Origin of the sequence: Alteromonas profundi (assembly GCF_010500865.1) — a bacterium.
Classification (GTDB): Bacteria; Pseudomonadota; Gammaproteobacteria; order Enterobacterales; family Alteromonadaceae; genus Alteromonas; species Alteromonas profundi.
In genome coordinates, this window is the sequence record NZ_JAAAWN010000011.1 from 90,581 (window position 1) to 105,059 (window position 14,479).

General features: G+C 45.5%; 12 protein-coding genes. 8 read left to right on the forward strand and 4 right to left on the reverse strand.

Going from position 1 to position 14,479, the window contains the following annotated elements; genetic code table 11:
• Positions 1–151 precede the first annotated feature (151 nt).
• A complete protein-coding gene (locus GTH32_RS10015; protein WP_163085304.1) occupies positions 152–2,494 on the forward strand; it encodes a TonB-dependent receptor in 2,343 nt (780 codons plus the stop codon).
• Entirely contained in the window at positions 2,495–3,718 is a 1,224-nt protein-coding gene (locus GTH32_RS10020; RefSeq protein WP_163085306.1) for a dipeptidase, read from the forward strand.
• Positions 3,719–3,834: 116 nt separating this feature from the next.
• Here GTH32_RS10020 and GTH32_RS10025 read toward each other — a convergent pair whose 3' ends face one another.
• Together GTH32_RS10025 and GTH32_RS10030 are read right to left on the reverse strand one after the other, a co-directional pair.
• Entirely contained in the window at positions 3,835–4,443 is a 609-nt protein-coding gene (locus tag GTH32_RS10025) for a peptidylprolyl isomerase (protein ID WP_163085312.1), read from the reverse strand.
• 10 nt (positions 4,444–4,453) lie between these two features.
• Positions 4,454–5,656, reverse strand: coding sequence for a methyltransferase (locus GTH32_RS10030; RefSeq protein ID WP_163085314.1), 1,203 nt, complete (start codon positions 5,654–5,656; stop codon positions 4,454–4,456).
• Positions 5,657–5,685: 29 nt separating this feature from the next.
• Here GTH32_RS10030 and GTH32_RS10035 point away from each other — a divergent pair, with 29 nt between their 5' ends.
• Genes GTH32_RS10035 through GTH32_RS10045 form a run of 3 tightly spaced genes read left to right on the forward strand, consistent with a single transcriptional unit; the run spans position 5,686 to position 7,353 of the window.
• Positions 5,686–6,312 (forward strand): alpha-ketoglutarate-dependent dioxygenase AlkB family protein, encoded by a 627-nt coding sequence (locus GTH32_RS10035; RefSeq protein ID WP_163085316.1) that lies wholly within the window; start codon positions 5,686–5,688, stop codon positions 6,310–6,312.
• An 11-nt stretch (positions 6,313–6,323) separates the two neighbouring features.
• Positions 6,324–6,641, forward strand: coding sequence for a BolA family protein (locus GTH32_RS10040; RefSeq protein ID WP_163085318.1), 318 nt, complete (start codon positions 6,324–6,326; stop codon positions 6,639–6,641).
• Between the two features lie 40 nt (positions 6,642–6,681).
• Positions 6,682–7,353, forward strand: coding sequence for a phosphatase PAP2 family protein (locus GTH32_RS10045; RefSeq protein WP_163085320.1), 672 nt, complete (start codon positions 6,682–6,684; stop codon positions 7,351–7,353).
• Here the strand turns inward: GTH32_RS10045 and GTH32_RS10050 are convergent, their stop codons facing one another.
• Entirely contained in the window at positions 7,354–8,712 is a 1,359-nt protein-coding gene (locus GTH32_RS10050; RefSeq protein ID WP_163085395.1) for a nitrate regulatory protein, read from the reverse strand.
• Between the two features lie 310 nt (positions 8,713–9,022).
• Complete coding sequence (locus tag GTH32_RS10055) at positions 9,023–9,310, reverse strand: hypothetical protein (protein ID WP_163085322.1); 288 nt, start codon at positions 9,308–9,310, stop codon at positions 9,023–9,025.
• Between the two features lie 358 nt (positions 9,311–9,668).
• On the opposite strand from GTH32_RS10055, the gene GTH32_RS10060 reads away from it, so the two are divergent.
• The 3 genes from GTH32_RS10060 (at position 9,669) to nirD (ending at position 14,452) form a co-directional block, all read left to right on the forward strand.
• Positions 9,669–11,234: a SulP family inorganic anion transporter gene (locus GTH32_RS10060; RefSeq protein WP_163085324.1), complete on the forward strand. Its 1,566-nt coding sequence runs from the start codon at positions 9,669–9,671 to the stop codon at positions 11,232–11,234.
• Between the two features lie 296 nt (positions 11,235–11,530).
• Positions 11,531–14,080 (forward strand): nitrite reductase large subunit NirB, encoded by a 2,550-nt coding sequence (nirB, locus tag GTH32_RS10065; protein ID WP_163085326.1) that lies wholly within the window; start codon positions 11,531–11,533, stop codon positions 14,078–14,080.
• Positions 14,081–14,095: 15 nt separating this feature from the next.
• A complete protein-coding gene (gene nirD, locus GTH32_RS10070) occupies positions 14,096–14,452 on the forward strand; it encodes a nitrite reductase small subunit NirD (protein WP_163085328.1) in 357 nt (118 codons plus the stop codon).
• Positions 14,453–14,479: the final 27 nt, after the last annotated feature.

A 14,479-nucleotide genomic window follows, 5' to 3' on the forward strand; every position in this document is an offset into this window, starting at 1 on the left:
TGCTTATTTATCTCAATTTTTATGAATGCTTCCCGTGTTGGTATGCCTGTTGAATGTGTTGTGTAGACACCGCACCGCATAGGGAAGTGCGCAGAATAATAACAAGGTCCACCCATACGGGAATATCAACCTGACTGAGATAATAAAAACCATGACAACAAAACGCACATTCAAGCCCTTCACTTTTTCTATTATAGCGGGCGCTATAAGCCAAATATTACTTACCACACACGTTCAGGCGCAATCAGCCGAAGACACAGAAGCAAAAACTGAAGAAAAAATAGTAGTAACCGGACGGCGGGTATCGCAAAGTGATATTGCCATTGGAACCGATGAGGCCACCAATACATTGGCCGTTAGCCGAGAGGAACTACTTTCAGCGCCATCGGGGATCTCAGGGCTTAAAATGCTAGAAAGTTTACCGGGTTTTAATGTGCAAACCGATGGAGCGTTAGGGCTCTACGAATTTGGTAACTCTGTGCAGGTACGCGCGTTCCAGTTAAGCCAGATGGGCTTTGTACTTGATGGAATTCCGATGGGACGTTCTGATGCCTTTGGCGGGAGTCCAATTTTCCGCTATGTGGATAATGAGAACTTAGGTGCAGTGATTGCTTCTCCTGGGGCCGGCGATGTATCAGCCCCTACTTACGCATCACTTGGACCCATTGCAGAATACACCACTGTGCGTCCTTCTGATGAAATGGGCGGTATGGTTTCTATTACTGCCGGTGACTTTGATTTACAGCGTACCTTCGTAAAGTTGGAAACCGGAGACATTGATGGATTTAAGGCGTATGTGAGTCGCTCTAAAACCGACTCTGAACTATGGCGTGGGCCAGGTACCATCGACCGTGAACATATTGAGGGAAAAGCGCTATATGAATTTGGCAGTAGTTACATTAGTGCCACCTATGTATCAAACGATTTCTTTGACTACGACTCGCCATCCGCCGCTGCGTCAACCTTTGAAGATGACTACTATTACAGTTACGCAGATAGTATTCCAGAAGGGTGTATAGGCGCAGAGACTGGTGTGTATGATTTTAATGGCGACGGCACTATCGATGATAGTGATTTTACCCCCGTATTTACCGGATCAAACTGCACCAGTTATTACGAAGACCGCATTAATATCCGTGACGATAAACTTTATTCATTGGGCTTTGGTACCTATTTAACCGAGGAAATGCAACTTGACGTTACTGCCTATCACGAGTCTAAAGATGGCTATGGTGTGTCACCAGATAGCTATACTAATACGCTAAGTATTTACACCGATCAGGCTGCCGCTGGGCTTGATGTGGTTCATCCACGCGGTGTGCAATACGGGCTATCCACTGTGGGTGGCGATCGCGATGGCATAGTAGCAGGTGTTACGTGGTTTCTAGGCGAGCATAGAATTGAGTTTGGTGGCTGGATAGAAGACGATACCTATAACCGTACACAAGCCCGTTACAATAAAACAGGGGGGAGTGCTGATGGCGCGGTAATAGAAGATGAAGTGGCTTATTATCGCCGCGATTATACTGCGGTAAGAGAGACAACCCAGCTATATATTAAAGATAACTTTTCGTTGATGGACGACGATTTATTGCTTGAAATAGGCTTTAAATCTCTTTCGGTAGATTATTCTCTTGATGGTTATCGTGATTATGACGATTACGAAATCGATGGTGAGCCAGGTTATGGACCGCAATATGTTGAAGCTGAATATACCGATAACTTTCTTCCTATGGTGGGGGCGGTATATCGGTTAAATGATACCGATCAGCTCTTTGCGTCCGTGGCGCAAAATTTCGCGCTGCCAGCAGGTACTGACGATATATTTGATAACGCAGTGGGTTTTGATGCAGAAGCACCAGAAGGCGAAGAGGCAGATAACTATGAAGTTGGTTTTCGTACAAACCGCGAAACCTATAACGGCGCAGTAGCCCTATTTTATACTCGCTTTGATAACCGCTTAGTTGCAAGCAGTGTTATTAATCCAGCTACCCAGCAGCCAGAAACATTTTATGTTAACGCGGGGGCGTCAAAGGCTTATGGTATTGAATTTAGTGGCGTGTTCCAGCCTGAAATATTTGATCGCAAACTTTATTTCAACGCGAATGCCTCGTTTAAGAAAGCAGAACTAGTAGATGGTTTCGACAGTAATCCTGCCGGTAGTCAGCTTCCCGATAGCCCTGAATGGCTTGTTACCGGTGGCGTGACGTACGAACCGACGGAATGGTTGGTGGCTAATCTTTCAGCAAAGTATACCGATACCCGCTATACAGATTTCAACGAAACCTATGAGCTTGAAAGCTATCTTGTGGCGCAAGCCTACGTAGATATAGGGGGGCCTAACAATTTTGGAATGCCCGAAAATATGCGCTTACGTTTTAATGTGGACAACCTGTTCGACAAACAAGTTATGTCCTTTGGCTTTACCGGCTCATCCTTTGGACGCCCTCTTAGCCCACGAACTTTCCAAGCAACTCTTACGGTAGATTTTTAAATGATTAAACAGTTAACGCGTTCGTTATGCGCACTAACAGTCGCGGCCTCGTTAAGCCCTTGTTGGGCAGCCACTGACCCTAGTAAGATTCATGACTCGCTGGTAGTTATGGACACCCACCTTGATACGCCAGCGCTGCTTGTTCAGCCGGGCTTCGATATAATGCACGCGCACACCTACAGTGATGATTTTTCGCAAGTTGATGTGCCGCGTATGGATGAGGGGGGCCTAGATGGTGGGTTTTGGGTAATTTACACCCCCCAGGGCCCGGTCGATGAAGAGGGCTTTGAAGCGGCCAGAGATACGGCTTTGCTACGTGCAATGGCTATTCACAAAATGGTTGCCTCTCACCCAGATACGTTTGCATTAGCGAAAGAGCCAGAAGATGCGAAAAACATTGCCGCACAAGGTAAAAAGATTGTTTATATAAGTATGGAAAACGCCTATCCACTAGGTGAAGACCTGAGCTTGTTAGACACCTTTTATAAAATGGGCTTACGTATGATTGGTCCAGTGCATTTTAAAAATAACCAGTTTGGCGATAGCTCCACTGACCCTGAAGGCCCTAAGTATGATGGCTTATCTCCACTAGGTGAAAAATTGGTTAAGCGGGCGAATGAATTGGGCATAGTGTTGGATGGCTCTCACGCTCATGATGCGCTGGTGGAAGATATGATTGCGCTGTCAAAAACGCCGATCATATTGTCCCATTCGGGTACCAAAGCCATTTACGATCACCCTCGTAATGTAGACGATAGCCTACTTAAAAAGTTGGTAGAAAGTGGCGGCGTTATTCACGTTAATGCGTATGGCTCCTACTTAACCGAATTACCTAGCGACCCTGAACGAAGCAAAGCTTACGGCGTGCTATTTAAACAAATGGGCGATATTGCCAATATGACCGCTGAAGAGGTAGCCGCGCTTAAAGCCAAACGCAAGCAAATTGATTTAGAACACCCTGCGGTACGTGCCACGTTCGAAGATTATATGGAACACTTTCTACATATTCTTGAGGTGGCCGGGCCTAAACATACCGGCGTAGGCGCCGACTGGGACGGCGGTGGTGGTGTAGAGCGTATGATGGATGTGGCAGCACTACCGTTAATTACCGAGCGCTTGTTGGCTGAGGGCTATAGTAAAGACGATTTAGCTGATATTTGGGGCAATAACGCGCTAAGGTTGCTGCAACAAGCGCAAGATTATGCTGACTCACTAGACCAGTAGCGGTGCGTTAACAACGTAAACCCTCAAAAATAAAGCAAGAGGAGCAAGCGCAAAGCGCTTGCCCTCGTTTACATTTAATACGGCCTTGCTACAAACGCCGCTTGTTTCAATAGGGGTTACAACGGCGGTAACACAGTAACCTTTTTAATAACAATGGGCTCAATTGGAACGTTATTCGCACTTAGCCTAAGTGAGTATTCAGTTTCTACTTCCGACATGGCATCGACCACATCTTCGCCTTCAACAATCATTCCGAAAACCGCGTAACCCCAATCGCGGCCTGGATTTAAGCTTTCATTATCGTTCACGTTAAAGAAAAACTGACGATTGGCGCTATGCGGCTCGTTTTGGCGCGCCATGGCAATGGTGTATAAATCATTGGTTAACCCATTGCCCGACTCGTTAAAAATATCGGGGAAGTTAGACTTACCATCAAAATCCGTATTGTAACCGCCACCTTGCACAACAAACCCAGGAACGATGCGGTGAAAAATAGTATCTTCGTAACTGCGTTTATCAACATAACGCAAAAAGTTATTCACCGTAATAGGCGCTCGGCGTCTATCGAGTTCTACCACCACATCACCCATAGTGGTTTCTATTTTAACCCGGGGGTAATAGTTGTCTGGCTGAATATGTGAGCCATCATTTTTTTTCGCCGCTAATGCGCTTGTACTTACCGTTAAGCTGCTAAAAAACAGCGCGAAAATGATTTTCTTAAACATACTGGGCTCCTTAACGTTTAGCTGTTCCCAAAATAACAAATTTATTGTCACTGGCAATGATATTAGTCCCACCGAATAGGCGCTTCAATTTAATGTGGTACTCAAGGTGGCGGTTACCTACAACAATTAAATGGCCACTTCTCACTAACAAATCTCTGGCATCTTGAAACATTTGCCAAGCAATATGATCGGTAATGGCATTTTGTTGATGAAAGGGCGGGTTGCAAAGTACTTTAGTAACGGCTGGGCGTTCTGTTCTTTCTAATAAGGCTTCTAAACAGTTACTCGCAATAAACTCGCACTGGTCAATCTTATCGGGAAAGTTGTTGAGCACATTAAGTCTGGCACTTTCTACCGCCATAAACGACTCATCAACAAAAATAACCTTACAATCTGGGGCCATGGATAGCGCTTGTAAACCTAATACGCCGTTGCCACAACCTAAATCTACCACCACGTCATTACTGCTTACCGTCATGTGGGGAAGCATAATGCGTGCGCCAATATCAAGGGATTGTCGCGAAAACACATTGGCCAAATTTGCCAGTTGTACTGTTTGCCCCGTGGGTAGGGTACACGGCCACGTAGTAGGATAAGGAGACGTCACTTCTGCCTTCTTTTCATCCATTTGGCAAAAAACCAAGCGAGACTTCTTCTTTGCCAAAGATGTGGTTGTCTTTCCTAAAACCTTCTCAAACAGGCCTAGTACGGTTTTGGTAATGTTTTTTACTTTTCCCGCTGCAATAATTCGGGTGCTGGCCGTTGCTACCCTTTTTATATCAATAAGTTGTTGCTCTAAAAGCGCTAAGGTCCTTGGCACTTTTATTAAAATCATATCTGGTGCAGTAGGCGTGTTTATGGATAAACTCTCCACACTAGTGAGGCTTTTCACCACAGATGTTATTGCCCCGTCGGCAGTGACGTCAGGGTTGGCGTTATTTAGGATTAAATTCTCACGTAAACTACGCAATGCAATATAGGAATCGGAAATCCAAATGGGGTTATATTGCGTAAACCAACAACCTAAGGCACCAAAATCGTCATTAAAAATAAGCATGGGGCCGGTTAAGGGCTTTTCGCTTAACGCAGCCTCAACGTGGCTTATAAGTAATTCGTCGGCACTATCCCACGCCTGTAAACTGACGTGTTGATGCTTCTGTGGGTAACGAATTAGGGTAAACTGGCGGTCTGCCAGTATAAATTCTGTGTTCATGTTAATGCTATCTAAGGTTGTCGGGTATTATGCAATTACCACTGTTTTCGAATAACGAAAAAGTCGCGAAATCACCCATAACGCTTCCTTTGCCGGAAGCTCAAGTACGCTATTATCCGCAATGGCTATCCCCAGAGCAAGCCAACCTTTATAAGAATTCTTTAGAGCACGATTTACCTTGGCGTCAAGACAGCTTGCGGATGTTTGGCAAAACAATCCCCATTCCACGTTTACAGTCTTGGCATGGAGACCCCGAATGTCTATATAGCTACTCTGGTTTGTCGTTAAGCCCGGCGCCTTGGACTAAAGTGCTTATCGCAATTAGAGACAAATGCCGTGATGAATGCAACGTTCATTTTAATAGTGTTTTGGCCAATTGGTATCGCCATGGGCAAGATAGCATGAGTATGCATTCAGACGATGAACCTGAATTGGGCCCCAACCCTGTTATCGCCTCGGTTACGTTAGGCGCAGCGCGCCCCTTTGTATTAAAACACAAAGAAACCGGTGAGCGCTACGTACAGGTATTAGAGCACGGTAGCTTACTGTTGATGCAAGGCAGTACCCAAAGTCATTATTTACACGGGATAGCTAAGACGGCAAAACCAATTGGTGATAGAATAAATCTCACTTATCGAAAATTAATCATACGGTAGCCGAGTCATTAATGAACGTTAAAGATTTTATCGAAAACACCCTTAAAGATGCATTATCCCCCGTTTTTTTAGATGTCTTAGATGAAAGCCATATGCATAATGTGCCAGAGGGGGCACAAAGTCATTTTAAGGTTACTGTAGTCTCTAATACGTTTGAAGGTAAACGCCTCATTGCTCGCCATCTAGAAGTAAATACGTTATTAGATGAAGCGCTTAAAGGCCCCGTGCACGCGTTGGCACTGCATACCTATACCGAGCAGGAGTGGCAAAAACGGGGCGCAGAGGCCATGAAATCTCCGGCCTGTCTTGGCGGTAGCAAACAGGGCTAAACAACCGGTCAAATAACGCGATTAAGGAGCACAAGAAAACATGGAAGAGAAGGGCACTGTTAGGGCTTATGCGCAAATTCTTGAAACCCCCACTGTACAAATAGTGTTATTAGGTGGTGGTTTTCTGCTGTTAATGCTATTTGAATCTATGGGCGTTTTAGCTGGCTTTGATAGCCAGGTGCGTAGTTATTTAATGCAATTTGCGTTGAGCGACTGGCAACAAGATATTTTGCGTGATGCGACTGCGTTGGGCAGCAATAGTGTGTTGCTGTTTATTACCTTTGCTGTGGCATTAGGCTATAAGTTACAAGGCAACATGAAACTGGCCTCTGCGCTAGTGTTTACTGTAATAATAGGTTTAGCGCTTACCTTTGCGCTTAAATATGGTATTAATCGGCCACGTCCGCCGGTATCGCAACACGATGTTGATGTGTACACCCAAAGCTTCCCTTCCGCCCACGCTATGATGTCCACCATTGTGTATTTCTATTTGGCCAGCTTATTGGCGCATCGAGTGAATACCTTAAGCGTAAAGGTGTGGGGATATGCGGTGGCTGCCATTTTAGTGTTTTTAATTGGTTGTAGTCGTGTATTGCTTGGGGTGCACTGGCCCACAGATGTTTTAGCCGGGTGGCTGGGTGGCGGAGCATTTTTAGCGTATTGTTTCTTCTTAATAAAGTGGCAAAGACGGTTGCGTATTCGGCGTAAGTAATTAACCTCGATATTTGGCTGCAGATTTTGGGCGAGATTGTTGCGCTATATCTACTACTTTTTGCGCAATGCTTGCTAAGCTGGCATTCTCATTCATTGCTTGCTTTTGCAATCGGCGATAAGCGTCATGTTCACTTAGCTGAAATTGCTGCATTAAAATAAGTTTTGCCCTATCGGTAAGCTTGTGTTCGGTAATGGCTCGCTTCGCGTCCTCTAACTCTTTGGTCATATCTTTTATGTATTGCGCTTGTCCTTGAAGTAAATCGTAAAATGAACGGTGTGCCGATAACGCCTCTGCCTGTGTGTCCAATTCATGCCCGTTAATGTGCGGGCTATGATCATCGACTAATCCTGGCATGCTAGGATCAAATAAAAGGGTAAGGGGCGAACCTTCAGGAACATGTTCATCAGAAAAACTTTCAATAAGGCGCTGGTGGTTAGTCATTTCCTCTTGTGCGTTAGTAACTTTACGCTTTGCCGCTTTCACTAAACCTTCCGTAAGTGTGTCTTCAATGTCTTCCATTGCATCAATACGACGTGTGGCTACATCAAACCACACCTCACTAATTTCAGGCGCGATAGGGCTGCCATCGGCTAACTGAGCAATCATATTACGTAACTGCATAACGTCGTGGCTGGCGGGGCTGCTATCTAATTGCGCGAGTAACTGACGTTGTGGCTTTGTCGAAAACTCATTAAATACAGAGAAATGGTGTTGTTGGGCTTGCTGTAAGGTACTCAATTTATCGCAAAGGCGGGTATCAAAATGGGTTTCTGCAAACCCAATGGCGCCCCACGCACGCTCTTGTCCAGCATATTCTTTACCTTGCATTAAATTGAACAAGGCAACGAGCATACGAGTGATGGTTGGGTCACTGGCAATATCCGCAGCTTCAAATATTACCGTTAATAACCCGGCCACTAGGCGACAGTATGCCCGAGTAGACTCTAGCGCTGACAATGATAGCGATGAAATTTTATCTCGTAGTACGGGTAAGTAATCAATACCTTGCAGTGCTAAGGTTACGCTACTTAACAGACGCGGATTCCCATCAACGGTTTTATTGGTAAGAAAAAGCGACTTAAGTTGACTGCGTAAATTATCTTCTGCTGCAATAGCCGACTGAATATGGGTGTTACGTTGGGCGGCGAAGCGTGTTCCCTTCGAGGCAATATAAATATTGCTTGCCCCCCGTTCTCGTTGCAACGCGTGAACCACATGTTTCACCGCAATAACAATGCGACAGTTGCTCGAAAGCTGTTCTAATACATGTATTTCAGCGTGCTTTGCGGCCAAGAGAAAACGCTTAGTCACATCGCTTAAATGTGAAGCCGGTGGTGTGTCGCTGTCGGTGAGCATATGACGAACCCAATCTATCTCAAACGGTAAAGGTAGATACATCATTAGGCGATACGTGTAGTAAGAGAGTGTCTCGTACAATACCGCGTGGTGATATAACTGCATCTGTTAAGACCAATAGTAAACAACAAGCAATGGGTATGCCCTAATTGAAGTCCGTTAGTTGTAATATAACTTGTTGAAATTATTTGTTTTTTGTAAGGGTGTTGGAGGGCGGTGTCGACGTGTTTTCCCAGTTTGGTGCAACGTTAGGAGGCCGCTGCCCATCGAAGCGCAGTAATGGTGCAATGCCATACTGCGCGCTTTCTGCTTAGTGACGTACCACGCGAAGAAACCAACCTACAAATAATGAGATTAAGAAACCAAAAAAGGCCATCAATATTGTCATTGTCATAAGCTTGCCAGAGAAATCTGCGTTTTCCCCAGTCTGTTCGCTAATAAGCATGCCAGACGCCTGAAAAATAAATAAGGTGGTAATAGAAAACAGCAAAATAACCACTGTAGATGTAAGCGTCGCTTTCCAGTAGGCTTTTGGCGCCATCCAATGTATGGCCCCCGCTACAAGCACGCATAAAATAGTAAGAATATAAGGGACCACTGTTACTCCTTATGAGTCATGGGATAAATTAAGTAAAAAAGTACGAACGGGTCGTCATAGTATTAATATACGATGCTACGTATAGAACAAATTGTCAGCCTGATACAAATAATTCGTTGCTAAAACGCGTTTAGGTGATAAATGAAGACAGCGCAGTTAAACAGTGCGCCACTGCACATATTGCGAGGTTTGCGAAGCTCGTGGTTGAAAAAGCAACAATGCTTAACACTCTATTAAAAGATTTCCCCTATAAATGGTGGTAGAATCGCCAGCAAATTCCACAGACCCGTTGGTCACGGTTGATCTCCTCAACCGAACAAGCGATGTCTTAACTTTAATTTTTAACTCCTGAGAAAACATGTTTGATTTAATTACGAATCGAGATAGCAACGTAAAAAATGACGTGCTCTCTGGTATTACTGTTGCCTTAGCATTGGTGCCAGAAGCCGTGGCATTTGCCTTCGTGGCTGGTGTAGAACCTATGATTGGGTTATATGCTGCCTTTATGATGGGGCTTATCACCTCTGCAATTGGTGGGCGTCCGGGGATGATTTCAGGCGCCACGGGGGCGATGGCTGTTGTCATGGTTGCTCTTGTCGCCCAGCACGGTGTTCAGTATCTATTCGCCGCGGTTATTGTTGCCGGGTTACTGCAAATTATGTGCGGCGTGTTTAAGCTAGGTAAGTTTATTCGCTTGGTGCCTTACCCTGTTATGTTGGGGTTTGTAAATGGGTTAGCCATCGTTATTTTCTTAGCCCAACTCGGCCAATTTAAGGTGCTTAATGCCATGGGCGAAGTAACCTGGATGCAGGGCTCCATGCTGTATTGGATGCTAGGACTGGTTGCCTTAACCATGGCAATTATCTACCTGCTTCCCAAGCTAACGACTGCGGTTCCTGCGTCTTTGGTGGCTATAGTCGCTGTTACTGCATTGGTGCATGGGCTCGATTTGGAAGCACGTACCGTTATTGATTTTGTAAGAGATCTATTGCCCGCAGATCAAAAGGCGCAAGCAACCCTCGCGGGAGAGCTGCCTAGTTTTGCCATACCAATGGTGCCGTTTACGTGGGAAACCTTAATGATAGTGCTGCCCACTTCAATCATTTTATGCTTAGTAGGTCTTATTGAATCGCTACTTACTTTGTCACTTATTGATGAAATGACCGATACCCGTGGACGGGGAAATAAAGAATGTGTTGGTCAGGGCGTTGCAAACACCGTGAATGGTTTCTTTGGTGGTATGGGCGGGTGCGCCATGATTGGCCAAAGTATGATCAATATTAACTCAGGCGGTCGTGGCCGTTTATCCGGTATTACTGCCGCACTGGTGCTGCTTGGTTTCATTCTTTTCGCAGCCCCTTTGATTGAAATGATCCCACTGGCGGCGTTAGTCGGAGTAATGTTTGTGGTGGTTATCGCTACCTTTGAGTGGGCCTCGTTCCGCATCATTCGTGGTGTTAATAAAGAAGACGCATTCGTTCTCTTCCTTGTCACCGCGGTAACTGTTATTGCCGATTTAGCGATTGCAGTTGTGGTGGGCGTGATTGTTTCGGCCTTAGTGTTTGCCTGGAAGCATGCGCGTCATATCGAGGTGAAAAGTCATATTGATGATGACGGTTGGAAAGTTTATGAGCTTGAAGGGCCGCTTTTCTTTGGCTCGATTACGCACTTTAAAGACTTGTTCGATATTGCAAATGATCCAGAAGATGTGGTGATTGACTTCAAAGAGTCTCGTATTTGGGATTCTTCCGGCGTAGATGCATTAGATACACTGGCCGATAAATATGAACAACAAGGCAAGAAGCTACATATACGCCATATTAGTGATGAGTGTCGCTGTTTGTTACGCAAAGCAGATAAGTATGTTGAGATTAACGTAAATGAAGACCCTCGTTATCGTGTAGCTACTGACAAACTCGCCTAATGTATTCTGACTGATGTCTATGCACCAGGAAATGCCACACTTGCTTTTCTTTGGTGCATATATTCGGATGTTAAACACTATTTATTTTTACAATATGATTAAAATCATATGGTTACGCAGATGGCACTGATCTTGGATATAGAACTAATGTATGTGTAATGTGTGTAGAGCATTCTGCTCAAAATAATGTGTGAGTTGTGATTAGTCCATAATCATAGCGTTAGATAGGCAAAGAAGCCCGCTCCAACTTTTGGTTGGTGCGGGCTTTTTTTTGTCCCGAATATAGAGGAGAGACCATGACATCTCTGACATCAGAAAATCGAATTCTAATTGTAGGTAACGGCATGGTGGGGCACCACTTCGTGGAGCAACTACATCAAAACCACCCAGCCGCTCAAATTACTGTGTTGTGTGGTGAGTCGCGTCTCGCCTACGACAGGGTACATTTATCTTCCTATTTCAGTGGCGCCAGCGCAGATGATTTAGCACTTACTGATGCCGACACCTATCGTGAATGGGGCGTAGAGTTCGTCACCAATGCTATGGTGAGCGATATTCTTCGCGAAGAAAAAAAGGTTGTTACCGAAGCGGGCACAAGCTATGGCTATGACAAACTGATCTTAGCAACAGGGTCTTACCCTTTTGTTCCTCCCATACCAGGCAATAACCAACCTCATTGCTTGGTATACCGTACCATTGATGATTTAGAAGCCATTGAATCGTCAGCGAGAGAAAGTAAAACCGGTGTGGTGGTTGGCGGGGGGCTATTAGGCTTAGAAGCCGCAAACGCACTAAAAGAAGCGGGGCTTGAAACCCATGTAGTCGAGTTCGCTCCGCAACTAATGGCAGTCCAGTTAGATTCCACTGGCGGGCAAGTACTGCAAGATAAAATTGAAGACCTTGGGGTAACCGTACATACCCAAAAAGCCACGCAAGTTATTGAGCAAGGTCGCCAGGCACGTTATCGCATGGTGTTTGCCGATGATACCTTCTTAGAAACCGATATGATTTTATTTTCCGCCGGTATTCGTCCTTCTGATCAGCTCGCGAAAAAGGCCAATCTGCAACTCGGTGAGCGCGGTGGTATTGTGATTGATGATCACTGTGTTACGTCAGATCCCGATATCTATGCAATTGGTGAGTGCGCGTTATGGCAAAATCGTATTTTTGGCCTAGTGGCACCCGGTTACACTATGGCAAGGGCAGCGGTAAGCCACTTAACCGGCGGCGATACGGTATTTTCAGGTGCCGACATGAGCACGAAGTTGAAACTAATGGGGGTAGAAGTGGGCTCCATTGGTGATGCCCACGAACGTACGCCTGGCGCACAGAGCTATACGTACTTCAATCAGCCCGAAGGTGTGTACAAAAAACTGGTTGTAGATGGCGCTCAGAAAAAAGTACTTGGGGCGGTACTGGTGGGCGATACCAGCGACTACGACACCCTATTACAGTATGCGTTAAATGACATAGCGTTACCTGAACAACCTGAAAGCTTAATTCTTCCTAGCAGCGATGCGGCCCCTTCTTTAGGTGCCGATGCGCTACCCGCTACCGCCACTATTTGTTCTTGTCACAACGTCGCTAAAAGCGACATTGTTTCAGCTATTGATACAGGGTGCTGTAGCTTAGGCGATGTTAAAGGCGCGACTAAAGCTAGCACCGGATGTGGAGGCTGTACGGCACTGCTTAAAAACGTGGTAGATAGCGAACTGGAAAAGCGTGGTGTTGAAGTCTCCAAGGCAATGTGTGAGCACTTTGATTACACCCGTCAAGAGCTTTTCCATATCGTAAAAGTTAATGGTATTCGCTCTTTCGAGGCGCTTATTGAAAGCCATGGTAAAGGACTGGGCTGCGAGATTTGTAAGCCGGCTGTAGGGTCAATTTTAGCGTCCGTATACAACGATTATATTCTCAAAAACGAACACCTACCGCTGCAAGATACCAACGATATCTACTTAGGAAACATGCAAAAAGACGGTACATATTCCATTGTACCCCGGGTAGCCGGCGGTGAAATTACCCCAGATAAGCTTATTTTGTTAGGTGAGGTAGCCAAGAAATATAACCTTTATACCAAGATTACCGGCGGGCAACGTATCGATTTATTCGGTGCACGCGTTGAAACCTTACCGGAAATTTGGCAAACCTTGGTTGAGGGCGGCTTTGAAACTGGACACGCATATGCCAAGGCATTACGTACGGTAAAATCCTGTGTTGGTAGTACCTGGTGCCGATACGGCGTACAAGATTCTGTAAAAACGGCCATCGATTTAGAAAATCGCTACAAAGGCTTGCGGGCCCCTCACAAAATAAAGTTTGCAGTCTCTGGCTGTACCCGCGAATGTGCTGAAGCACAGAGTAAAGACATTGGGGTTATCGCAACCGAAAACGGATGGAACCTGTACGTGTGCGGTAATGGTGGTATGAAGCCAAGGCATGGCGATTTATTTGCCACCGACTTAGATACCGACACCCTGGTTCGCTACATAGATAGGGTTCTCATGTTCTACGTTCGCACCGCTGATCGACTCCAGCGTACCTCCGTGTGGATGGATAACTTAGAAGGCGGCCTTGATTACCTTAAATCAGTGGTCATCGACGATGCCCTTAATATTAACCAAGAACTAGAAGCGCAAATGAGCACAGTGATTGAAAATTATCAGTGTGAGTGGAAAACCACCATTGAAAACGAAGCGTCTCGCAAACGATTCCGTCAGTTTGTAAACAGCCAAGCTACCGATGCCAATATCCAGTTTGTTGAAGAGCGCGGGCAAGTTCGCCCGGCAACTGAGATGGAGAAAAAGTTAGGTAGCAATAAAGCCATTCCAGTTGAACTGGTTTAACACAGGGAGAAGACAATGACAGCAACAACCCAACTCGCGCCACAATGGTGTGATCTATGTGGTCTGGAGGACCTGGTCGAAAATAGTGGCATTTGCGCCCTCGTGAATAACCAACAGGTGGCTATTTTTACCGTTAACATTAAAGGTGAACAGCAAATATTTGCTATCAGTAATTGGGATCCTGTTGGTAAAGCAAACGTGCTTTATCGCGGTCTACTTGGCTCGGTAGGGGAAGAAATCGTGGTCGCCTCACCTTTGTACAAAGAGCACTATTCGCTTACCACCGGGCGCTGCTTAGAACGCGATGATGTAAGTGTCATCGCCTATAAAGTGCGACGAGAAGGCGACCGTCTTCAAATTGCCATTGAGTAAGTAAGGCACATAGCAGCGAGAAATCTT